Source organism: Streptomyces erythrochromogenes, from assembly GCF_040684695.1.
Taxonomy (GTDB): domain Bacteria; phylum Actinomycetota; class Actinomycetes; order Streptomycetales; family Streptomycetaceae; genus Streptomyces; species Streptomyces erythrochromogenes_C.
This window is the reverse complement of the sequence record NZ_JBFBGM010000036.1, coordinates 26,952-48,118: the sequence shown is the minus strand read 5'-3', so window position 1 is coordinate 48,118 and position 21,167 is coordinate 26,952. Positions and strand designations below refer to the sequence as shown.

At 72.6% G+C, this 21,167-nt stretch carries 23 protein-coding genes and 1 tRNA gene; 13 read left to right on the top strand and 11 right to left on the bottom strand.

Annotated elements, in window-relative coordinates; all coding sequences use genetic code 11:
• The first annotated feature begins 97 nt into the window (after positions 1–97).
• Together AB0O53_RS35055 and AB0O53_RS35050 are read left to right on the top strand one after the other, a co-directional pair.
• Positions 98–1,015, top strand: coding sequence for a peptidoglycan-binding domain-containing protein (locus AB0O53_RS35055; protein ID WP_351000325.1), 918 nt, complete (start codon positions 98–100; stop codon positions 1,013–1,015).
• Positions 1,016–1,238: 223 nt separating this feature from the next.
• On the top strand, positions 1,239–1,946 hold the full coding sequence (locus AB0O53_RS35050; RefSeq protein ID WP_351000322.1) for an HAD-IA family hydrolase: 708 nt from the start codon (positions 1,239–1,241) through the stop codon (positions 1,944–1,946).
• Between the two features lie 27 nt (positions 1,947–1,973).
• On the opposite strand, the gene AB0O53_RS35045 is transcribed toward AB0O53_RS35050, so the two are convergent.
• The gene (locus AB0O53_RS35045; protein WP_351000475.1) at positions 1,974–2,495 is read right to left on the bottom strand and encodes a DinB family protein; all 522 of its coding nucleotides are present in this window, start codon (positions 2,493–2,495) and stop codon (positions 1,974–1,976) included.
• 199 nt (positions 2,496–2,694) lie between these two features.
• Positions 2,695–3,276 (bottom strand): TMEM165/GDT1 family protein, encoded by a 582-nt coding sequence (locus tag AB0O53_RS35040; RefSeq protein WP_351000319.1) that lies wholly within the window; start codon positions 3,274–3,276, stop codon positions 2,695–2,697.
• Between the two features lie 530 nt (positions 3,277–3,806).
• Between AB0O53_RS35040 and AB0O53_RS35035 the strand changes: the two genes are divergently transcribed.
• From AB0O53_RS35035 to AB0O53_RS35020, 4 genes are all read left to right on the top strand, one after another.
• The gene (locus AB0O53_RS35035) at positions 3,807–4,451 is read left to right on the top strand and encodes a GmrSD restriction endonuclease domain-containing protein (protein ID WP_351000472.1); all 645 of its coding nucleotides are present in this window, start codon (positions 3,807–3,809) and stop codon (positions 4,449–4,451) included.
• A gap of 129 nt (positions 4,452–4,580) precedes the next feature.
• Positions 4,581–6,257, top strand: coding sequence for an alkaline phosphatase D family protein (locus tag AB0O53_RS35030; protein WP_351000316.1), 1,677 nt, complete (start codon positions 4,581–4,583; stop codon positions 6,255–6,257).
• A gap of 182 nt (positions 6,258–6,439) precedes the next feature.
• On the top strand, positions 6,440–7,081 hold the full coding sequence (locus tag AB0O53_RS35025; protein WP_365201084.1) for a DedA family protein: 642 nt from the start codon (positions 6,440–6,442) through the stop codon (positions 7,079–7,081).
• 209 nt (positions 7,082–7,290) lie between these two features.
• Complete coding sequence (locus AB0O53_RS35020) at positions 7,291–7,782, top strand: hypothetical protein (protein ID WP_351000310.1); 492 nt, start codon at positions 7,291–7,293, stop codon at positions 7,780–7,782.
• Positions 7,783–7,828: 46 nt separating this feature from the next.
• On the opposite strand, the gene AB0O53_RS35015 is transcribed toward AB0O53_RS35020, so the two are convergent.
• Both AB0O53_RS35015 and AB0O53_RS35010 read right to left on the bottom strand, forming a co-directional pair.
• A complete protein-coding gene (locus AB0O53_RS35015) occupies positions 7,829–8,053 on the bottom strand; it encodes a DUF2277 family protein (RefSeq protein ID WP_031146011.1) in 225 nt (74 codons plus the stop codon).
• A 16-nt stretch (positions 8,054–8,069) separates the two neighbouring features.
• Positions 8,070–8,744, bottom strand: coding sequence for a TRADD-N-associated membrane domain-containing protein (locus AB0O53_RS35010; protein WP_351000308.1), 675 nt, complete (start codon positions 8,742–8,744; stop codon positions 8,070–8,072).
• Between the two features lie 124 nt (positions 8,745–8,868).
• On the opposite strand from AB0O53_RS35010, the gene AB0O53_RS38370 reads away from it, so the two are divergent.
• From AB0O53_RS38370 to AB0O53_RS35000, 3 genes are all read left to right on the top strand, one after another.
• A complete protein-coding gene (locus AB0O53_RS38370) occupies positions 8,869–8,943 on the top strand; it encodes a 50S ribosomal protein bL37 (RefSeq protein WP_099895366.1) in 75 nt (24 codons plus the stop codon).
• A gap of 198 nt (positions 8,944–9,141) precedes the next feature.
• A complete protein-coding gene (locus AB0O53_RS35005; protein ID WP_365201080.1) occupies positions 9,142–9,801 on the top strand; it encodes a DUF4389 domain-containing protein in 660 nt (219 codons plus the stop codon).
• 467 nt (positions 9,802–10,268) lie between these two features.
• Positions 10,269–10,469, top strand: a complete 201-nt coding sequence (locus AB0O53_RS35000; RefSeq protein ID WP_365201077.1) for a hypothetical protein — start codon at positions 10,269–10,271, stop codon at positions 10,467–10,469.
• Between the two features lie 31 nt (positions 10,470–10,500).
• Here AB0O53_RS35000 and AB0O53_RS34995 read toward each other — a convergent pair whose 3' ends face one another.
• Positions 10,501–10,884, bottom strand: a complete 384-nt coding sequence (locus AB0O53_RS34995) for a hypothetical protein (protein WP_351000300.1) — start codon at positions 10,882–10,884, stop codon at positions 10,501–10,503.
• A 280-nt stretch (positions 10,885–11,164) separates the two neighbouring features.
• A tRNA-Val gene (locus tag AB0O53_RS34990) sits at positions 11,165–11,239 on the bottom strand.
• A gap of 65 nt (positions 11,240–11,304) precedes the next feature.
• On the opposite strand from AB0O53_RS34990, the gene AB0O53_RS34985 reads away from it, so the two are divergent.
• The 3 genes from AB0O53_RS34985 (at position 11,305) to AB0O53_RS34975 (ending at position 14,014) form a co-directional block, all read left to right on the top strand.
• Positions 11,305–12,588, top strand: a complete 1,284-nt coding sequence (locus AB0O53_RS34985) for a hypothetical protein (RefSeq protein WP_351000297.1) — start codon at positions 11,305–11,307, stop codon at positions 12,586–12,588.
• Positions 12,589–12,965: 377 nt separating this feature from the next.
• Positions 12,966–13,700, top strand: a complete 735-nt coding sequence (locus tag AB0O53_RS34980; RefSeq protein ID WP_351000295.1) for a DUF4383 domain-containing protein — start codon at positions 12,966–12,968, stop codon at positions 13,698–13,700.
• 89 nt (positions 13,701–13,789) lie between these two features.
• Complete coding sequence (locus AB0O53_RS34975; RefSeq protein WP_365201074.1) at positions 13,790–14,014, top strand: FmdB family zinc ribbon protein; 225 nt, start codon at positions 13,790–13,792, stop codon at positions 14,012–14,014.
• Positions 14,015–14,081: 67 nt separating this feature from the next.
• Here AB0O53_RS34975 and AB0O53_RS34970 read toward each other — a convergent pair whose 3' ends face one another.
• Genes AB0O53_RS34970 through AB0O53_RS34955 form a run of 4 tightly spaced genes read right to left on the bottom strand, consistent with a single transcriptional unit; the run spans position 14,082 to position 19,301 of the window.
• Positions 14,082–14,741 (bottom strand): O-methyltransferase, encoded by a 660-nt coding sequence (locus AB0O53_RS34970; RefSeq protein ID WP_351000290.1) that lies wholly within the window; start codon positions 14,739–14,741, stop codon positions 14,082–14,084.
• Complete coding sequence (locus AB0O53_RS34965) at positions 14,738–15,568, bottom strand: HAD family hydrolase (RefSeq protein ID WP_351000287.1); 831 nt, start codon at positions 15,566–15,568, stop codon at positions 14,738–14,740. The genes AB0O53_RS34970 and AB0O53_RS34965 overlap by 4 nt, the downstream gene beginning before the upstream one ends.
• Positions 15,565–18,114 (bottom strand): phosphoribosyltransferase, encoded by a 2,550-nt coding sequence (locus AB0O53_RS34960; protein WP_365201071.1) that lies wholly within the window; start codon positions 18,112–18,114, stop codon positions 15,565–15,567. The genes AB0O53_RS34965 and AB0O53_RS34960 overlap by 4 nt, the downstream gene beginning before the upstream one ends.
• Positions 18,115–18,122: 8 nt before the next feature.
• The gene (locus tag AB0O53_RS34955) at positions 18,123–19,301 is read right to left on the bottom strand and encodes an HpcH/HpaI aldolase/citrate lyase family protein (protein WP_351000281.1); all 1,179 of its coding nucleotides are present in this window, start codon (positions 19,299–19,301) and stop codon (positions 18,123–18,125) included.
• Between the two features lie 194 nt (positions 19,302–19,495).
• On the opposite strand from AB0O53_RS34955, the gene AB0O53_RS34950 reads away from it, so the two are divergent.
• Complete coding sequence (locus AB0O53_RS34950; protein WP_351000278.1) at positions 19,496–20,263, top strand: TerD family protein; 768 nt, start codon at positions 19,496–19,498, stop codon at positions 20,261–20,263.
• Between the two features lie 78 nt (positions 20,264–20,341).
• On the opposite strand, the gene AB0O53_RS34945 is transcribed toward AB0O53_RS34950, so the two are convergent.
• Positions 20,342–21,082: a TerD family protein gene (locus AB0O53_RS34945; protein WP_351000275.1), complete on the bottom strand. Its 741-nt coding sequence runs from the start codon at positions 21,080–21,082 to the stop codon at positions 20,342–20,344.
• Positions 21,083–21,167: the final 85 nt, after the last annotated feature.

Genomic DNA, 21,167 nt, shown 5'->3' with positions numbered 1-21,167 from the left:
TAATCGCAGGCAATGGCCAGGGAGGGAGTCCCCAGTGAACGGTGAGCACTGTCCGAATTGCGACGCTGCCGGCGCCGCCTGCGGGTGTGCACCGGGTGTGGCTTTCAACCCTCTGCGCATCCGTCCGTACGTGACGTTGTCCGATCCCGGCGAGCTTGCGGCCGAGTCCGTGCCGCCGTCCCCGCAGCCCGTCTCCGGTGTGGTGTCCCCGCCGCCGGCGACCGCGCCACAGCCGGTGCGCGGGGAGGACGACACCCCTGCGTACGGGATACCCGTGGCGCCCGCGGCCGGGCCGTGGCAGGACGGCCCGTGGCAGGCGGGGCCGGCGGCTGCCCCCGCACCGCACCCGGCGGAGACGGTGCGGCTCCGCGCGGTCCCGGCGGCCGCTGCCACGACCGGCGGAGGAGGGGGTGGGGGCGGGGGCGGGGGCCCGGAGGAGCGGTCCGGTTCCGCCTCACGCCGCCGGCCGCTGGCGCTGCTGGTGGGAGCCGCGGCGGCGGTGGCCCTCAGCGGCACGGCCGTGGCGGTGTGGGTGCTGCCCGCTTCCCCGGACAGCGATACGACCCTGCTGGACGCGAAGGCGTCGGCGCCCGCGGTGAGCGCGGCGGCTCCGGTCGCGCCGTCGGCCAGCCCGAGCCGCGCCAGTGCCTCCCCCTCGGCCTCCGCGTCGGCGAGCGCCTCGAAGTCGGCGTCACCGTCCGCGTCCCCGTCGCCGAGCGCGTCCCGTTCCACTCCCTCCGCGCCCCCGTCGCCGAGCGCGTCGCCCAGCGCGAGCCGTTCCGCCAGTACGCCGCCGCCTGCTGCGGCCCCGGTCCTGCGCTACGGGGATTCGGGCCCTGAGGTGGAGAAGCTCCAGCGGCTGCTGGCGGCCGAGGGGCTCTACCGGGGCAGGTTCCACGGAAGGTTCGACTCGAAGGTCGAGGACGCGCTGTCGACCTTCCAGTACTACAACGGGATCGACCACCAGGAATGGGGCGTCTACGGGCCCCTCACCCGCAAGGCCCTGGAGGGCTAGGGCGACGTGGCGACGGGGGCGGGCGCGGTCAGGAGCGTGGCCCGCGACGGGCGACAGGGCGACAGGGCGACAGGGCGACAGGGCGACAGGGGTCACACGACCGCGAGTGGCGCGGGCCGTCCAGAGTTTTGTATCGTGAAGGAACAAAGTGGTTCCGTCCTCACTCCCTGACCGGTGGACGGAACCACTTGTTCTCTTTTCCCGCCCGTCTGGAGCCCCGTCGATGCCGGCCAGCACCACCACCGCGCCCGTAGCCCTCACCGCCAAGGCCCTGCTCCTTGACATGGACGGCACGATCGTCAATTCCGACGCGGTGGTCGAACGCTGCTGGCGCGACTGGGCCGTCTCCCACGGGCTGGACCCACAGGAAGCCCTGAAGGTGGTCCACGGCCGCCAGGGCTACGCCACCATGGCCGTGCTCCTGCCCGAGCGCCCCATGGAGATCAACCTCGCCGAGAACGCCGAGATGCTGGCGCGCGAGACCGCCGACACCGATGGCGTGGTCCCGGTCGCCGGCGCACCGGCCTTCATGACCGCGATCGCCGGCCTGCCGCACGCCCTGGTCACGTCCGCCGACGCCGCGCTGGCCACCGCCCGGATGACGGCCGCGGCGCTCCCGATGCCCGAGGTGCGGATCACGGCCGAGTCCGTCGGTGCCAGCAAGCCGGACCCGGAGGGCTTCCTCAAGGGCGCCGCCGCGCTCGGCGTGGCCCCGGCCGACTGCATCGTCTTCGAGGACTCCGCCGCGGGCATAGCCGCCGGCCGGGCTGCGGGCATGCGCGTGATCGGCGTGGGCCCCCGCGCCGCGGCCCACGGCCCGACGGTGCACGTCCCGGACCTGACGCACCTCGACGTCACGGCCGACGCGGACGGCTCGGTCCGCATCACGCTGCTCCCGCAGCCGCAGCCCCAGGACGCGCCCGCGCAGTAGAACCGGTCGACCGTCGGGCGCGCGGGGCTACTGCCCCACGCGCCCGTCGATGCGCTCCCGCAGGAAGTCCGCGTGGCCGTTGTGGCGGGCGTACTCCTCGATCATGTGGACCAGCACCTCACGGAGCTCCATCGGCTCGCCTCCGCAGTCGCCCGTGACGTCCACCCCCGGTGCCTGCGCGACGAACTGTTCCGCGAAGGCGACCTCGACCCGCCAGGTCGCCCACGCGTCCGCGACCAGCTCCGGGTCGGCCGCCGCGCCGGTGAACTCCCCGGCCGGTTCCGCCTCCGAGCGGTAGTGCCGGCGTATGTCCTGGCCCGCCATGACCTGCCGGAACCAGTACTGTTCGACACCCGCGAGATGGCGTACGAGCCCCAGCAGGGACAGGTCGGACGGCTCCACGGAGCGCCGCGCGAGGGCCTCGGCGTCGAGGCCCGCGCACTTGAGTTCCAGGGTGAGCCGCTGGTCGTTGAGGTAGCCGATGAGCACGTCCCGCTCGCCGCGGAAGCCCCCGTCGGTACGGGGGTCCGCGTCGGGGCCGACGAACATGTTGGACCAGCCGAAGCGGCGTTCCGGGGCGGGCGCGGAGTCGGAGCCGGTGGCGGCGGGGCCGGTGGAGGAGGTCGAGTCGATCACGCGCCGAGCGTGCCGCCCGGGCGCACCTTCCGCAACGGAGTTTCCACCGCCGCGGCCCGGACGGCCCGGGCGGCCCCCGCGCCCCCGCCCCCTCCCCCAGCCTCCGGGCCAATCAGCCCGCGATCGCCTCGTACAGCGAGAACGCGGCCAGCGCCGCCATCACGGCGGCCGCGATCTTGGTGATGAGCCGCAGCGGCACGTACTTCATCAGGGTGCGACCGCCCAGGATGCCGATGCCGGCGACCGCCCACAGCGCCAGCACGGCGCCGATGCCGACGGAGACGGGGTCGTCGTACCGTGCCGCCAGGTTGGCGGTCATGATCTGGGTCAGGTCACCGAACTCCGCCACCAGGATCAGCATGAAGCCGGCTCCCGAGACCTTCCAGAAGGACTGGTCGGCGGGCGGCTTGATCTCCTCGTCGCCGTCGTCCTTCTTCAGGAGCAGCATGGCCGCGCCCAGGAGGAAGAGGATGCCGACGACGGCCTGGACGAGGCGGTTCGGGAGCAGGGTGAGCACGCTGCCGGCGGCGATGGCGAGGGCGACGTGTACGGCGAAGGCGGCGGCGACGCCCGCGAAGACGTAGGAGGCGCGGTAGCGCGTGCCGAGCATCAGGCCGGCGAGGGCCGTCTTGTCGGGGAGTTCGGCAAGGAAGACGACGCCGAAGGCGATCGCCGTGATGCTGAAGCTGAACACGGAGGTGGAACCTCAATCGGTCGGGCAGGACGCCATCGGTACCGAGAGACCTGGGGTGTTTCAGGGGTCGCTTCGGCTCGGCGGCGCCCTGGCTGCGCGTGCGCGTACGGAACGCGCCCACGACGGGACAGGACACTGCGGCCGAAGGTCTCGCTGGCGGGCCGCTGCTGCACGGCCTGCCTCCGGGCGCCGGCTGGGTGACCCAGCAGTATGTCGACGGTCCGGCGAAGAGCTACTCCCCTTCTGCTCCCAACAGAGTACGCGACGTCGACGGCCGGCCGGAATGGGTCTTTGGTCCCGCCCTGCGCCGTCCTGCCCCCCGCCTCACGTCCGTCCCGTCCGTCCCACACCTGCGGAATCTCAACTTCCATTTAAATCAGGGGCCTTGCGTGGCTTGATGTGACGTGCTCATGTCGCCAGGCTGTCACCCGGCGCCCATCCCCCGGCAACCCGATGGCGCCAGCATGGCCACGCCCCGCCGGGGCGAACCGGCCTGACCCCCCGCACCCAGGGAGCCCCTCATGGCACTCATACCCAACGTCTACGCGCGTCGAATTGGCGTGCTCGCGTCAGCAGCTGCGCTGGCGGCGCTCACCTCCCTCCTCAACGCCCCGACCGCCCAGGCCGCCCCGCCCACCCCCATGAGCGCCTCGGCCGCCCGCGCCTACCTGGCGACGGTCACCCCGAAGACCGAAGGTTCCACCAGCGGGTACAGCCGCGACCTCTTCCCGCACTGGAGCACCGTCTCCGGCTCCTGCAACACCCGCGAGACCGTCCTGAAGCGGGACGGGGTGAACGTCGTCCAGGACTCCTCCTGCGCCGCGGTGAGCGGAAGCTGGTACTCGGAGTACGACGGCGCCACCTGGACCGCCGCCTCCGACCTCGACATCGACCACGTCGTCCCGCTCGCCGAGGCCTGGCGTTCCGGCGCCTCCTCCTGGACCACGTCCAAGCGCCAGCAGTTCGCCAACGACCTCACCCGCCCGCAGCTCATCGCGGTCACCGACAACGTCAACCAGGCCAAGGGCGACCTCGACCCCGGCAAGTGGCTGCCCTCGCGGACGTCCTACCGCTGTACGTACGCACGGATGTGGGTCAACGTGAAGCAGTACTACGGCCTGAGCATGGACTCCGGCGAGAAGACGGCCCTGGTCAACGTCCTGAACGGCTGCTGACGGACTGCTGACCCGCCGCAGGCCCGGCGCAGGCATGCGGCCGGCCGATCTTTCCCCCGCCAGGGGGAGGCGTGGCTCCCCCTCCCCGTCGTACCGTGATCGAAGGGGATACGGAGGAGGGGGAGTTGCATGGCCGGATTGCGTCTGGGGCCGCTGCTGCGCCACGTCGACTGGGAAACGGGCGGAGCGGCCACCATATGGGTCGAGGCGGACCGCCCGTGCACGGCCGAGGTGCGGTGCGCGGGCGGGGCCGGCGGCAGCGCGCGGACCTTCCAGATAGCCGGACACCACTACGCGCTGGTGCCGGTGACCGGCCTGACCCCGGGCGCCACGACGCCGTATGAGGTGCTGCTCGACGGTCGGCAGGTGTGGCCGCTGCCCGACAGCGGCTTCCCGCCGAGCACGATCACCACTCCGGCCGTCACGGGCTCGGGCCGCACTGCGCCCGCGCCCGGCCCCGGTCCCGGGCTGCGCGTCACCTTCGGCTCCTGCCGGCAGGCCGCGCCGCCGGCCGGCCGGCACGGGCCGCACGGCGCGGACGCGCTCGACACCCTCGCGGCGCGGCTGGCCGCCGATCCGGAGGCGGAGCGCCCGGACCTCCTGCTCCTGCTCGGCGACCAGGTGTACGCGGACGCCCTGTCGCGGGAGACCCGGCAGTGGCTGGCTGCCCGCCGGGATCTGCGGGAGGCGCCCGGCGCCCAGGTCGCGGACTACGAGGAATACACCCGGCTCTACTACGAGTCGTGGCTCGACCCGGAGATCCGCTGGCTGCTGTCGACGGTGCCGAGCCTGCACATATTCGACGACCACGACGTCATCGACGACTGGAACACGAGCGCGGCGTGGCTGGCGGAGATGCGCGCGACCCCGTGGTGGCGGGAGCGCGTGCTCAGCGGCCTGATGTCGTACTGGGTGTACCAGCACCTGGGCAATCTCTCGGCCGCCGAGCTGGAGGCGGACGGGTTGTACCGGGCGGTCCGCGAGGACCCCGACGGCACGGACGCGCTCCGGGCCTTCGCGTCCGCGGCGGACGCCGATCCGGCCACGGTGCGCTGGAGCTACCGGCGCGACTTCGGGCGGACCCGGCTGCTGATGGTGGACACCCGGGCCGCCCGGGTGCTGGCCGAGGACGGGCGGGCGATGCTCGATCCGGCGGAGCAGCAGTGGCTCCGGGAGAACGCCCTCGCCGGGCACGGGGGCTTCGACCACTTGCTGATCGGGTCCTCGCTGCCCTGGCTGATGCCGCCGCTGATCCATGACGCGGAGACGTGGAATGCGGCGCTGTGCCGCGGGGAGCGCGGGCCGCGGTGGGCCCGGATCGGTGAGGATCTGCGGCGGCGCAGCGATCTGGAGCACTGGGCGGCGTTCCCGGCGTCGTTCGCGGCACTGACGGATCTGATCGAGGAAGTGGGCACGGGACCCCGGGCGCCGGCGACGGTGTGCGTGCTGTCGGGGGACGTGCACCACGCGTACGTGGCGGAACCGCGCATACCGAGCACGTCCCGCATATTCCAGCTGACGTGCTCACCGGTCCACAATTCCATTCATACCGTGGTGAAGTGGGGGTTCCGGCTGGGCTGGTCGCGGACGGGCCGGTGGCTGGGGCGCGGCTTCTCCCTGCACGGGCGGACGGGTCGGCCGCCGCTGAACTGGCGGCGTACGGGAGGTCCGTGGTTCGGGAACCAGCTGATGACGCTGGCGCTGTCCGGGCGGACGGCGCGGTTGCGACTGGACCAGGCGCGCAAGAAGCGTGGGCGGGCCCGGTTGGTGACGGTGCTGGACCGGGAGCTCACTGCGGCGGAGTAGCGGAGTAGGGGCGCCGTCGGTGGCGTGGCCGCGTCGACACCGTTGTGGTGTGCGGTACGCCCCGGGCTCCCGGGGCGGGAGTGCCGGGCGTACGCTGTATGGCTGTCAGCCGCCCCTGCCGCTCCCCGCGACGTCGCGGCGCTTCATGCCGCAGCACGTCAACCGGACTGGGGAGTCCCGCTTTGTTTGAGACTTTGGGGTCGCTGACCGCGAGCCCATGGATCTACGCCCTGGTGGCGCTGTCCGTCGTGCTCGACGTCTTCCTTCCGGTACTGCCGAGCGGGGTCCTGGTGATCACCGCCGCGGCTGCGGCGGCCGCCGCCGGGGCGGCGGGACCGGTAGCGGTCCCGGGGCCCGAGCAGGTGCCGGACATCCTGATGCTGCTCGTGATCGCGACGACGGCGTCGGTGCTGGGCGACATGGCCGCGTACCGGCTGGGCCGGCGCGGCGGAGCCCGCCTGGACCGGGCCATCGCCCGCTCCCGTCGGCTGACGCGTGCCCAGGAACGCCTGGGCACGGCCCTCGCACGCGGCGGCGGCGCCCTCGTGGTGATCGCCCGCTTCGCCCCGGCGGGCCGCTCGGTGGTGTCCCTGGGCGCGGGCAAGACCCAGCGCAAGGTCGCGGAATTCCTGCCGTGGTCGGTCCTGGCGGGCATGGCGTGGGCCGGCTACAGCGTGGCCCTCGGCTACTTCGGCACCCAGTGGCTGGGTACCCAGTGGCTCGGCACCGCCGTGTCGATCGTCGCCCTCTTCGCCGCGGGCGCCCTAGCGGCCTTCCTCGTGCGCCGCCCGCCCTCGGCTCCGGCGGCGACCCCCGCGGCGTAGGAGGAGAGCCGAATCCGAGGCTGCGGACCGCGGGCGGGCCGCGCGGGCCCGGCGGGCTCCCCCGTGTGGAGCAGTGGCTCACCCGTTCACCCGGCCCCGATCGCCGCCCGCGGGCCCGGCTCCTAGCGTCCGGAGAACGGTGCGCAACCGAATCCGCGTCACATCCGTGGCCCGGCCGCGCCGTTTCGAGGAGCCGAGGAGTTCTCTCCATGCCCGCCACGCCGCTCGCCCCGCGCCGCCTGCTGACCGCCGCGGCCGCCGCCCTCATCGTCGCCGCCGCCACTCCCGTCACGCTCGCCCACGCCGCCCCCTCCGCCAGCGTCTCCCCCACCACGGTCGCCCCGGGCGGCCGGGTCGCGCTGAACGTCGCGGGGTGCGGGACCAAGGAGGCCAGGGTCACCTCGACCGCGTTCAACGAGGTACGGCTGACCCCCGGCAACCTGGAGGCCACCAACCTCTTCGGCAACGCCACCGTCTTCTCCAACGCGAGCCCCGGCGCGCACCGGGTCACCTTCGAGTGCGGCGGCCCCGGTGGTCAGAGCGTCACCGTCTCCCTCCAGGTCACCCCCGGGGCGGCGCGCGGCGGAACGGGCGGCAGCATCGGCTCGATGAGCACGACCCAGGTCGCCGTCGGCGGCAGCCTCGCCGCAGCCGCCCTGGTGGGCGGGGTGTGGGTGCTGCGCCGGCGCGCGGCTGCGTAGACCGGGCCCGGTCGGGCCCGGGTCGAGCCAGGTCGGGCCGGGCCGTTCAGGCGGGGGCGGCCTGCCCCCGTACGTGCACCCCGTCGAGCAGGGCCGCGGTGGCCTCGGCCACGGCGTCCACCGCCGCGTCGAAGACCTCGCGGTTGTGTGCGGCGGGTACCCGGAACCCGGACACCTTCCGTACGTACTGCAGCGCGGCGGCCCGGATCTCCTCCTCGGTCGCCCTCTCGGGGATGGCGGGCGGGCGCAGGGTCTTAATCGATCGGCACATGTCTCCACTATCCCGCTCACCGGGGCAGTTCGGCTCCGGAAAGCTTCATGATCAGACCGGCCTGCAGGCGGGCCCGCAGCTCCGGGTCGTCGACCGTCTCCAACAGCCCGATGGCCTGCTGGGTCGTCTCGGCTGCCCGGCGGTCGTCGCGCAGTGCGGCGGTCTGGTCGGCCATGTGCCGCAGCGCGATGTCCGCCCGACGGTGGAAGAGCTGCCCGATCAGGGTCGTGACCAGGCCCGTCGCGCTGGTGACGATGCCGAGGTACAGCTCCCCGCCGGCTTCGGCCTTCCGCACGGCGAGCCCGATGCCGAGGAGCAGGATCGCCGCGCCGGCGCCGGCGAAGCGCTGGCTCGTGCCGAAGCTGCTGCGCGCCTGCGTGAGCCCGTAGGCGTAGTACTCCACGAGGATCGGGGTGAAGTCGTCCCGCCGGTCGCCGAGTTCCGCCTGCGGATGCGGGGTCCGGATGCCGCCGACGTCCTCGAACTTCCGGGGCCCGGGCAGGGCGGTGGCCGGTCCGGCGGTGTCGGGAGCTTCGGGGGCTCTGGGGGCGAGGTGGGCGAGCAGCCGCTCCCGCTCCTCGTTCCGTTTCCGCTCGAAGCCCCCGCCCAGGGAGCGCTCCGTGACCACCACTACCAGCACGGCCGCGACCACCACCGCGGCCACCGCGCCCCATGCGAGCCAGTCGCCCATCCTCCGACGATCCCACGCCCCGCGGCGACGGCCAAGGGTGCGCGGCGGCGCTGATGCGGACGCCCGCGCCCGCGCCTAGACTGGCGGCGTCATGAACGTCACCGAGAGTAGGGAGACTGTCACCATGGCCAAGCGAGGCAACAAGAAGCGGGCCCGCAAGAAGAAGAAGGCCAACCACGGCAAGCGTCCCAACGCCTGAGCCGACCGAAAGACCCCCGGCCCCCTGGGCCGGGGGTCTTCGCATTCCAGGAGGCGCCACGACCGTCAAGTCACGGGTCTCCCTGTCACGCGATCCAGTGACATGACCCCCACCGACGTTCCGGGGCGTAATGGCGGAAAAGCAATCCGCCCGCACCTCACCGGTGGTGCGGCCCGCACCGGAAATGATGTGACCGTCATGCTCTCCTCCCCTCCCTACCCCCTGCGTATCGAGGCGACGCTGGACCCCCGGCTCACCCGGTGGATGTGGCTGGTGAAATGGATATTCGCCATCCCGCACTACATCTGCCTGGTCTTCCTGCAGACCGCTTTCCTGCTGGTGAGCCTGGTCGCCTTCTTCTGCATCCTCATCACCGGCCGGTATCCGCGACCGCTCTTCGACTTCAACGTCGGCGTCATACGCTGGAACACGCGCGTCACTTACTACTGCTCGGTGGTGCTGGGCACCGACGAGTACCCGCCGTTCACCCTCAAGGACGTGCCCGCATACCCGGTCCGCGTCGACATCGCCTATCCCGAGCGGCTGTCCCGCTGGCTGGTCCTGGTGAAGTGGCTCCTGATCCTCCCCCAACTGCTGATCATCGGCGCGCTCGTCACCACCTGGACCACGTACCGGTACATCGACGAGTACAGCCCGTTCTCCGGCATCATGGGCCTGCTGTCCCTGATCGCGGTGGTGATCCTGGCCTGCACGGGCCGCTACCCGCGCGGCCTGTTCGACTTCCTCATGGGCCTCTTCCGCTGGACCCTGCGCGTACTGGCCTACGCGTCCCTGATGACCGACAGGTACCCCCCGCTCCGCCTGCACCCGGGCGGCGCCGACCCCACCCCGGCCTGACCCACCCGGCGGGCGGGACCCTCAGCCGGCCCTCTTCAACCCGAGGCCGACCACCCCGCCCGCGGCACCCGGCGCGCGCTCGTGTTCCAGGTAAGGGCATGAAAACGCTGAGGCAGCAGGCTTGGGACTTCAGCCTCGCGGCTATGCGTGTTCGATGGAGCGCGGCCTCATGCAAACCGATATAGGGCTCGACTGAACTACGCGGCGAGGAAAGCTACTTCCTCCGACCCCACACCAGCCCAACTCGGCCCGTACCCGAACGCCTTCCCCCAGCGGCAAAGCGACTCGGCAGGGCGCTCTACAACGCTTCGCGCTCCAAGGCGGCGATCGCCTTGCGTCGCCAGCGCACCGCAGCACCCCATACCAGGGCACTGAACGCATACCCGAGCGACTCCACGGCGCCCCCTCTCCAACACGATCGTATCGGGAGGCACTTGGCCGCCGCAGGCCCGGTTAGGCTGCGGCTCATGCCTGACATCAAGCCGACGGATCCGGAAGCCGAGCGCGCCGCAGGACGTATCGCACTCTGGTTGGAAGCCGACGACCTTCATCGACTCGCAGCCCACTGCTGCTGTTCCGACGACACCTCTGAGGAAGAGCGTGAGCAGTGCGCCCGCCTCCGCTTCCGGGCATCGGCCGCACTGCACAAACACGGCCTGCGCCGCTGACCGCCTGCCAGGCCGGCGAAGGGTGACCGGATCAGCCCCGGGAGACCAGCTCGATCGTCACCGGCTCCGCCGAATCGATGTAGAGCGTGTCTGCGTCGTCCTCGGAAAGAGTCTCGTCGGGGTAGTCGGCCGGCACCACGCCGAGCAGCGTATGAGGGCGGGGAAGCCAGCCCACATCCTGTGGAGGGTCGTAGCGGCCGATAACGATGATCCGCACCAGCGTCTCAGGTATGCCTACGAGGCAGTTGCGACCGGCGCTCAGATTCCACGGCTCAGGGTCAGTCCTGAACAGGCTCGTGGTCCAATCTGGGTTATCGGGCGACGACGCAAAGGCTCTCTGGCCGTCCCACTTGAACCGGGACTGCGGATCAATCTCGCCCCATGGCCACTCGACCGCGATATCGAATCGGGACACGCCGACCACTCGGGCCTGCGTCGGCGGGCAGCTCACGCGGCCTGTCGTCCCGAACCACAACGCACCCGCGGATGCACGACGGGCCCCCGCATCCCGGAGCCGGAGCACCCCCGCCGGAGGCATTAGTCCTGACAGACAGCCGACCGGTCAGGCCGAGCCCTCCCCTTCAAGCCCTCAGCCGTTGGCGCGGTTCGGCTACCGGGGGTGGCACGGTCGCTCCGTTGATGTCCGTTGGAGATGTCGAAGGCCCCCAGCCGTGATCGGCTGGGAGCCTTCGTGGTGGTGGGCGCGGACGGTTTCGAACCGCCGACATCTGCTTTGTAAGAGCAGCGCTCTACCCCTGAGCTACGCACCCGTGGATGAGTGGACAGCCTACATGGCGGGCGCACCCCCCACGCAAACCGGTTCGCGTGGGAGAGAATGGACCGGGGCATGGCGGACACGTACGGGAGAGGGACTGTGACGACGGCATCCCGGCGGTGGTTCGGTGGGCGGGACGAGAGTCGGCGGGCGGATGCGCAGGCGGCCAAGGACGCCGCCGCGGCCGCGTTCTACGAGCTGGACACGGCGCAGCGGGATCTGCGGATCTCGATCGAGACCATCGCCGCGGCGGACGGGTCGCCCGCGGCGCGGCAGGCGACCGAGGGGTTCGCCGCACTCGGGCAGCGCATCGACCAGGTCAGCCACGTCTACATCGAGGCGGTCGACGCGCACGACCTGGACCGGGCGGAGTTGGAGGCCTCGGTGGCCACGCGCGCGCGGGAGCAGCTGACCCGCGCCCGGGACGAACTCGTGCGGGTCAAGGGGGAGCTGGACCGGTTCGCGCAGGGCCTGCAGCCGTTGCTGGACAAGGCCGAGACGCAGCTGGCGCGGGTCGCGCCGGCGCGGGAGCGGGCCAGGGCCGCGCTGATCGGGGCCAGTGACGCGCTGGACGCCGTACGGGCCAAGGGGATGCGGGCCGACGATCTGGCGGCGCGGCTGGCGGCGCTGGGGCCGGAGCTGACCAAGCTGAACCAGGGCGCGGCGCAGCACGGGGTGCAGGAGACGGTGCAGCGCGCCGACCGGATCCTGCGCGACGCGGAGGCCATACGGGCCGAGGCGGCGCGGCTGCCCGAGCGGGCGGCGGAGATCGACCGGCGGCTGGTGAGCCTGCGGACGCGGGCGCAGGCGTTGCGCAACCGGGCGGACCGGGTGGATCCGGTGCTGAGCGAGTTGCGGCGGCGGTTCAGTGCGGCGTGCTGGCAGGACCTGCAGCACGTGCCGGACGAGGCGGTGCGGGACGTGTCGCGGGCCGAGGAGCAGCTGCGGGAGGCCGGGCGGGCCCGGGACGAGCAGCGGTGGGCCGATGTCGGGGCGCTGATCGAGGCGGTTCGGGGCTCGCTGGACGCGACGGACGAGGCGGTGTCGGCGGCGCAGGACCGGCTGACGCGGCTGGAGGCGGTGGCCCGGGATCCGCAGGCGGAGGTGGAGCGGACCCGCTTCGCGATCCGGGACGCGCAGCGGCTGGCGATGGCGGGCCGCAGTGTGCCGGATCCGCGGCACGCGCGGCCGCTGGACGATGCGGTGGCGCGGGTGGGCCGGGCACTGGAAGGGCTGGAGGGGCGGCACCCGGACTACTGGGCGTTCCTCCAGGAGATGGAGGCGGTACGGGCCTCCGTGAACCGGGTGGTCACCGGGATCCGGGAGGAGCTCGGCCACGGCTAGGCCGTCTCTTTCGGATCTTGTCGGCCGAGCCGCGTTGTCCGGTGCCATGGGGTCTCCCCAGGCCCGCAGGGCCGAGGGGAAGGATCGCAAGGCGGAGGAGCTCCTCGCGTACTGGGCGTACTCGGGAGCCCCGACAACCTGGGGGTCCCCCCGGACGAAGTCTGGGGGATGAGGTGCGGTGCCGGGCAGCGCGGGCCCGGCAAGATCCGAAAGAGACGGCAGCCCCGGCACGGCGGCGAGCCCGGCGCCCGGGCTGGCGGTGGCCGGCTCGCCGCCGTGCCGCTGTCCCGGCTTCTTCGCCCGGCGGGCCCGCTGGTTGTCGTAGGGCGTCCGGCGACGGATGCTGGAGGGTACGGGACGGAGCAGAGGAGGCCTCCATGGCTGCCCATACCTTCCACAAGCCGCGTGCGTCCCAGGTACCCCCGGTGTCCGATGCCCCGTATGCGCCGCACGCGGCGTACGGGTGCACCGAGCCCCATGAGCACTACGCGCCCTACGTGGCCCACGAGCCCTACGGGCCGCCTGTGCCGCAGGACCCGCACCCCGTGGCGCGGCGCGTGCAGCGCGCCCTGCATCCGGTCAATGCCCGGCTCGACGAGCATCTGCCCACCGATCACAAGCTCAGCCAGGTGTACCGGGTCGGGGCGGGGCTGACCGGTGTGCTGCTGGTGGTCTTCGGGATCCTGGGCCTGGTCAACCGGATCGGGTTCTTCGACACGGGCGGCGACACGGTGCTCGCGCTGAACACCAACGGTGCGCTGAGTGTCCTGTCGATCTGCATCGGAGGCCTGCTCATCGCCGGGATGCTGGTGGGCGGGACGTTCGCCTCGACGCTGAACATCGTGCTGGGCGTGTTGTTCATCGCGAGCGGGTTCGTGAACCTCGCGCTGCTCGACACGGGGCTGAACTTCCTGGCCTTCAAGATCCAGAACGTGTTGTTCAGCTTCGTCGTCGGCGTGATGCTGATGTGGTTCGGGATGTACGGGCGGGTGGGCAGCGCGCTGCCGCACGACAATCCGTACTGGCGGGCCCGTCACCCCGAGCAGGCGGCACGCGAGGACCGGGCGCGGCTGGCGGCGCAGGGGCGGCTCGCACGACCCGGCACCGTCTGAGAGCCCCCGGCAGCCACCGTACGAGCGCCAGGCCCGACACCGTCCGGGAGTCGTAGCGCGCGGGCGGCGGGCGCGCTTAGCCTGTGCGCATGCCTCGTTACGAATTCCGCTGCCGGACCTGCGACGACACCTTTGAGGTCAGCCGCCCCATGGCCGAGTCCTCCGCCCCCGCCGACTGCCCGGCCGGTCACGCCGACACCGTCAAGCTGCTGTCCGCCGTCGCCGTGGGCGGTTCGAGCAGTGCCCCCGCGGCCGCGCGTCCCATGGGCGGCGGAGGCAGCGGGGGCTGCTGCGGTGGCGGCGGCTGCGGCTGACACCGCCACTCCCGCCACTCCCGCCGCTCCCCCGCCGACCCGCCCCTCCCGCCTGCCGGCCCCCGCGCTACCGCTTGCGCGAGAGCGTCAGCCCGTCCGAGATCGCCAGCAGGACGGAGTCCATGCGGGGGTCGGCCGCGACGTGGTCGTTGAAGGCGCGTACGCCCGCCGCCGAGCCGGTGGCCGACTCGTCGAGGACCGTGCCGTGGTACAGCGTGTTGTCCGTGACGATCAGGCCGCCGGGGCGGAGCCGGGGGACGAGCTCCTCCCAGTAGGAGATCTGGCTCTCCTTGTCGGCGTCCACGTAGGCCATGTCGATGTGGGGTTCGGCGGGCATCGCGCGCAGGGTCTCCAGGGCCGGCGCGATGCGCAGCTCGATGCGGTCGGCGACGCCCGCCTCCTCCCACGCCTGCCTGCCGTACGCCGTCCACTCCTCGGAGACGTCGCAGGCGATGATGCGGCCGTCGGCGGGCAGTGCCTGGGCCATCGACAGGGCCGAGAAGCCCGTGAAGGTGCCGACCTCGACGATGTGGCGGGCGCCGGTCAGGCGGACGAGAAAGGCCAGCAGCGGCCCCTGCTCCTCCGCGGACTGCATCCCGGCGACGTCCGGGAACGAGGCGTAGGTCCTCGCGACCAGCCCCCGCTGGACGGAGTCCAGCGGGGGGTTGTGGTCGAGCATGTACTGGTACAGCTCGTCCGTGATCTTCGTGCTGTTGCCTTTGCTCATGCGTCCAGTCTGCCGAGCCGCCCGGCCTCGCGGGCGAATGCGCGCACTATTTCCTCGCCGGCCAGGACGCCCGCCTCGGTGAGGGCGGTCACCGAGGGTGCGGTCCAGCGCGCGTCGGCCAGTTCGCCGTGGCCCGGGCGCCAGGCGGCGTCGGCCGCGAGCAGCAGGTCGGCGTCGAGGAGCGAGTCGCCGGCGGCGAGGGTCGTGGTCGCTCCGGTCCGGCGGGCTACCTCGCGCATCGCGGCGCTCTTGGTGAGCGGGCGCGGCACGGCGTAGATCTTGCGGCCCTGGAGGGAGACCGTCCAGCCGCGGGCCGCGGCCCACTCGGTCAGGGACTTCAGCCAGGCGTCGGGCACCAGGGCGCGTTCGACGACGAGGTAGGCGAAGAGGTCCTCCGCCACCCGGGCCTTGCGCAGCCACGCCGGGTCGGCGGTGGACAGCAGGTGCGCGTGGACCTCCTCCAGCGGGGCGCACTCCTCGGCCAGGCGGGCCGCGACCTGCCGCCGCCAGTCGCGGTCGGGCACGCCGTCGACGAGGAGCTGCCCGCCGTTGGCGCAGATCGCGTACCGGGCCGGGCGGCCGGGGAAGCGGATGCGCTGGTACTGCTTGCGCGTGCGGGTGGTGGTGGGGACGAAGACGACGGACGGGTCCTCGGTGAGCTCCGCCAGCAGCGCCGCGGCCGTCTCCGTCATGTAGGACAGCGGCTTGCTCTCGTGGACCTCGACGCACAGCAGCCGCGGGGCCACCGGGTCGGGCATGGTCAGACCGAGGGCGGCCGTCGAGTAGATGAGCGTGCGGTCGAGGTCACTGGCTACGAGGACAGTCACTTGGAGGCCACAGCCTTTCCGTCGGCGCCGGTGGCGCCGCGCGTGAATCGGGGGTGGATGAGGCCGACGCAGGTGTAGGGCAGCCCGTCTACCTCTTCCACCGGGACGCCGCGCTGCTCGGCGAGCAGCCGTACGTGGTCCAGGTCGGCCCCGGCGCCGCGCTGCGCCAGGATCTTCCACGGCACCCGGCGCAGCAGCACGCGGGTGGTCTCGCCGACGCCGGGCTTGACGAGGTTCACGTCGTGGATGCCGTACTCCTCGCTGATCCGCTCGACCGCCGCCCAGCCCTCCCAGGTCGGCGTGCGGTCGGCCGCCAGGAGCTCCTTGACCTCCTCGTCGACGGCGTCGGCCACGTCGTCGAAGTGGGCGGCGACGGCGTCGACGAACGCGACGGAGACGTCGGCCCCGGCGAGCTCGCGGTAGAACTTCGCGCCGTGGAAGTCGTCGGGTCCGACCAGGTCGGACCTGAGAACCGTACGCGAGACGAGTCCGGAGACGGTGGAATTGAGACAGGCGGAGGGGATGAGGAAGTCCTCGCGGGTGCCGTAGGTGGGCACGCAGGAGCCGGGGTCGGCGAGGACGACGATCTCCGGGTCAAAGCCGGGGAACTCCTCCAGGGCGTCCTTCAGCTCGCGGGTGATGGCGCCCTTGCCGGTCCAGCCGTCGACGAAGACGACGTCGGCGGGGTCGTGGTGGGCGGCCAGCCAGCGCAGGGCGTTGGCGTCGATGCCGCGGCCGCGCACGATGGAGACGGCGTAGTGCGGCAGGTCCAGGCCGTGCCGGGCGCGGGCCCAGCGGCGCATCAGGACGCCGACGGGGGTGCCGGCGCGGGCCAGAGAGACCAGGACCGGGGAGGGCGAGCGTTCGGCGAGGACGGTCTCGGTGACCGTGCCGACGGCGCGGGCGACGCGGGCGGCGGAGGCGGTCAGCGCGCTGCGGTAGAGCTCCTGGTACTGGGGCGAGGGCTGGTACTCGACGGGCAGGGACTCGGCGTAGTGCGCGCCGCCGGCCTGGATGGCCTCCTCGCGCTCCTCGGTGGGGGCTTCGAGCTGGACGCCGGAGAGGTCCTGGAGCAGCCAGCCGACGTCCTCGGGGGCGTAGGAGGAGAAGGCGGGGCCGCGCAGGGGCTCGGTCATGATCGGCTCCTGCCGGTGGTGGGGCGTGCGGGAGAGCGCGGACGCCAGGGACGCCGCGGGCGGTATGTAGGACGGGACGACGGCCAGGACGAGGCGGCCGGTGTGCGGGGCGAGGACCGCGAGGAGTCCCGTGTGCAGTTCGGGGGTGTCGCCGGCCGAGTCCACGACGGCGACGACGGTGTCGAAGCCGGCGCCGTCCGAGGGGCGGGCGACGTTGTAGGCGTAGCGGTCGCCGGGTCCGTCGGCGGGGGTGTCGTGGGCCGGGAAGACGAGCCGGGTGCGGATGGCGTAGCCGGGGTCGTCCAGGGCGAGCACCGGGGAGCGGGTGGTGGTGGAGAAGCGGACCTCGGCGGCCGCGCCCGACTCCTCCAGCGCCTTGGCCAGGCGCAGCGGCGCGTACATCAGCTCCTCGTTGCCCAGGACGAGGACCCGTCCGGGCTCGGTGCCGAGCGCGGCCGTGAGCCGGGCGGCGAGGTCGGGCAGGGCGGCCTCCAGGCGCCGGCGGTGCGCGGGGGTGAAGCCGTGGCGGCCGCCGTCGGGGAGGCCGTGCGGCCACTGCAGGTCGGCGCGCAGGACGGGCCGCGGGGAGCCCGCCGGCCCGGACGCGTCCGCCGCGGCGGTCCGCTCGTACTCCTCGACCAGGGCCTGTCCCTTGGCGAGGACGCCGTCGGGGAGGGAGACCGTGCCCGAGGCGAGGGCGATGAGGTCCACCCGGGCGCCCAGCTCGGCGGCGAAGGCGGTGAGCCGGTCGCGGTCGGCCGGGGAGCGCATGTCGACGAGGGCGACGACCACGTAGCGCGAGCGCGGGTGGCGGGCGTGGAGGTCGCGGATGGTGTTGAGGACGGTGTTGCCGGTGGAGAACTCGTCGTCGACGAGGACGAGGGGCCCGTCTCCGGCGAGGAGTGCGGGGTTCTCGGGCAGCAGCAGGTGGGAGGTGGCGTGCGAGTGCGCCTCCTCGAAGCCGCCGGCGGTCGCCACGCCCGGCACGGGCCGGCGGGTGGAGTGCAGGTAGGGGGCGGAGCCCAGGCCGTCCGCGACGCAGTGGCCGAGTCCGGTGGCGGTCTCGGCGTAGCCCAGGACCACGGCCGTCGCCGCGGCCTCGTCGCCGAGCAGCGCCCGTACGCGTCTGCCGAGGCCGTGGCCGGCGTCGTACACCGTGCTCGGGGACTGCGGGACGTGCTTGCCCAGCACCTGCGAGACGAGCAGGTGTGCGCGCTTGGGGTTGCGGCGCAGGGCCAGCCCGAGCAGGTCCGTCAGCCGCGGGCTCAGCCTCGGGCCCGGCCGCGGACCCCCTTCGGAGTCGTGCAGGCCGACTCCCAGCCGGTCCGCGACCCAGGTACCGGACCACACCTCGCCACTCGGCCGCACCTCGTCGATCGTCTTGCCCTTCCTCGTCGTCTGCTTCGGCACCGGCCCGGTCACACCTGGAGCCCGGCCGTGAGCAGGTCGACGAAGCCGACCTGCTCCTTCGCCACACCGAAGACCTCGGCCCGCAGCATGGTGCGCTCGGCCCAGGCCCGGTGGGGCTTCACCTCGTTCATTTTGTTCGTATAAGCCGATCTCATCACTCCGCCGCCGCCGCGCTCGGGCCGCAGGATGTCCTGGGCGTCGCAGAACTCCTCGTGGGAGACGACCGACAGGGCGTGCACGGGTGTGACGTGGGCGGGGTGGATGCAGGTCTTGCCCAGGAGCCCGTTGGCCCGGTCGAGCTCGATCTCGCGCAGCAGCCCGTCCAGGTCGTGCTCGATCAGCGCGGTGCGCAGTTCCTCGACGCCCTCCTCCAGGAAGGGGCTGCGGCGCAGCTGCGGCTTGAAGAGGCGCTGCTGGCTGCGGAAGTACTCCCAGACGGGGCCGGTCACGGTGAAGCCGGTGCCGTCGGCCCTGCTCAGGACGTTGACGACGTCCGCGATGACGCCGGCGACGATCTGGACGTCGTAGGCGGTCATGTCGGGGGTGCGGCGCAGCCCGTAGGCGGAGCAGAAGTCGGTGACGCCGAGGCGCAGTGCCAGGACCCGCTCGCGGTGGCTGTTGACCGTGCGGGAGATGCCGGCGAGGGCTTCGACGCGGGTTTCGAGGTGGAGGAGCTCGGGGGTCTCCAGGACGGGCATGGCGTAGAGCCGGTCCCGTCCGGTGGCGGCCTCCGCGTCGGCGACGGCTTCGAGGAAGGGGATGCCGGTCCGCTCGTCGAACTTCGGGAGTACGAATCCGGCCAGGAGCCGCACCGAGCGGCCCAGGCGGCGCGCCAGGTCCGGTATCTGCTCGGGCGTGCGGACGCGGATGAAGAGCAGGGGGAGCTCGGCGGCGTCGGCACCGGGGTCGCCGTCGAGGTCGGCGAACTGGCGGACGAGGTTCTCCTCGGCACCGACGACATCGGCGTCGCTGATGGAATCCTCCAGGCAGAGCACCATGGAGACGACTCCGCGGCCGGCCTGCTTGCGGACGTCGGCGGCCAGCGCGGGGCGGGTGGCGGGACTGTAGAGGGTGGCACCGAGGGCCGCCGCGAGGACGCGGGCGGGCGAGGCTCCGGTGAATTCCGCCGGTTCCTGGTGGAAGAGGTCCTTACGGACCGTGGGCGATACGTGCCCAAAGTGACGCATGTGCTTCCCCCGTACAACCTCGGCGGCCCGACTGGCATGGCCGGTAATAGTACGTACGAACGTGAACCAAGAGTTCCTCAAGCACATGAAGTTCCGGTAACCCTCTTGCACCATGCCCAGCTCTCGCGATCGGTACAAGGCCCTACGGGGGGCCGCATTGTCCCGCTCCACCCCGGGAGGGCAGGATGACGTGCATGACGCACGCGATGCAGAAGGGCTCGAACATCCCGGTGGCCCCCGTGGCGGTCCGGGCGGTGCTGCGCTGGACCGGCGGCCCCGAGGTGCCGGACGTGGACGCCTCGGCGCTGCTGGTGGGCCCGGACGGCCGGGTGCGTTCGGACGAGGACTTCGTCTTCTACAACCAGCCCCGGCACCCCTCGGGGGCCGTCTGGCGCCTCGGCAAGAAGCAGATCGGCGACGCGGTCACCGACGCCGTCCAGGCGGACCTGCGCACGGTGACCCCGAGCGTGGACCGGATCCTGGTGGTCGCCTCGGCCGAGGACATCCCCTTCGAACGGGTCCGCGACCTGCGGATCCTGCTCTACGACGCCACCGCGACCGGTGGCTCCGAGCCGCTGGCCTACTTCGACGTACGGCCCGAGACGGGCGCGGAGACAGCGCTGATCTGCGGGGAGCTGTACCGCCGGGGCGACGGGTGGAAGTTCCGGGCGCTCGGCGAGGGCTACTCCGACGGCCTGGTGGGCCTGGCGACCGACCACGGGATCTCGGTCGACGAGAACGCCGCCGAGCCCGACGCGGGCACGGGCGCGGGCGCCGGCGCCGCGGCCCCCGCGGCGGGTCCGGCCTCCGAACAGACGGCCCTGATGACCCCGCCGACGCAGGCTCCGCCGACCGCCCAGCCCGCCTACGGCTACCCGCAGCCGGTGTCCCCGGTGCCGGGCCCGGGCGGCGACCCGTCCTTCCGGCTGCCGGCGCAGGGCCCGCAGTTCATCCGCCGCTGAGGGCCCGCGGGCGGCCGGGGGCCCTGGGGCTGCCGAGGGGCCTGGGGCTGCCGAGGGGCCGGGCGGCTCCCGCTCCGGTCACCTCTTGGTGCTCTTGTAGCCCCGGCCCCACTGGAGCCCCCAGCCGTACAGCCGGTCCAGCTCGGACTGGAACCCGTACACGAACTTCACCTCGCGCTTGACGACGAGCTCGCCCTTGACCTTCTCCAGGGAGACGACGGCGCAGGAGCGGGCCTGCGGGTGCCGCTCGTCCAGCGGGATCTCGATCCGCGGGCCCGTCACGGGGTAGAGGGTGACCATGGCATGCGTCCGGTCGAAGGCCGGGGTCTGGTCGTAGATGTAGACGAAGACCAGCAGGCGCTTGATCTCGTCGGCGTGGTCGAGGTTGATGTAGAGGGTCTCGCCCGACCCCGATCCGAACCGGTCGTCCCCGCTGAGCTTGACGTACGGCGGGTCGTTGAGGTCGCCCAGCAGGTTGCCGAGCGGCTGGACGGCGCCGCGGGTGCCGTCGGCCAGCTCGTACAGGCAGCCCATGTCGAGGTCGACGTTGACCATGCCCTGGGTGTGCGCCTGCACGATGTCCGGCTTGAACAGCTTGAACGGGTGGCGGAAGAGCTGGCCGCTCTGGCCGGAGCGGCCTCCGATGTCCGAAGTGCGCATGCGCCAGGACAGATTGACGCGCAGGTTGCCGTGGACGGCGCCCTGCCTGGTGAGCGACACCGTCGCATGTCGCTTGGTCAGCTCGATCGCGTTCGACGAGGCACTGCCCGACTGGAACTGCACCGCCCGGCTGCCCAAGATGCCGTCGAAGAAGCCCATCCCCTACCCCCCTGGTCCTGATCCCCTGGTCCCCGCGAAGCCTACGGAAAACGGGGCGGCCCGCCGGGTCCGTGAACCCGGTGGA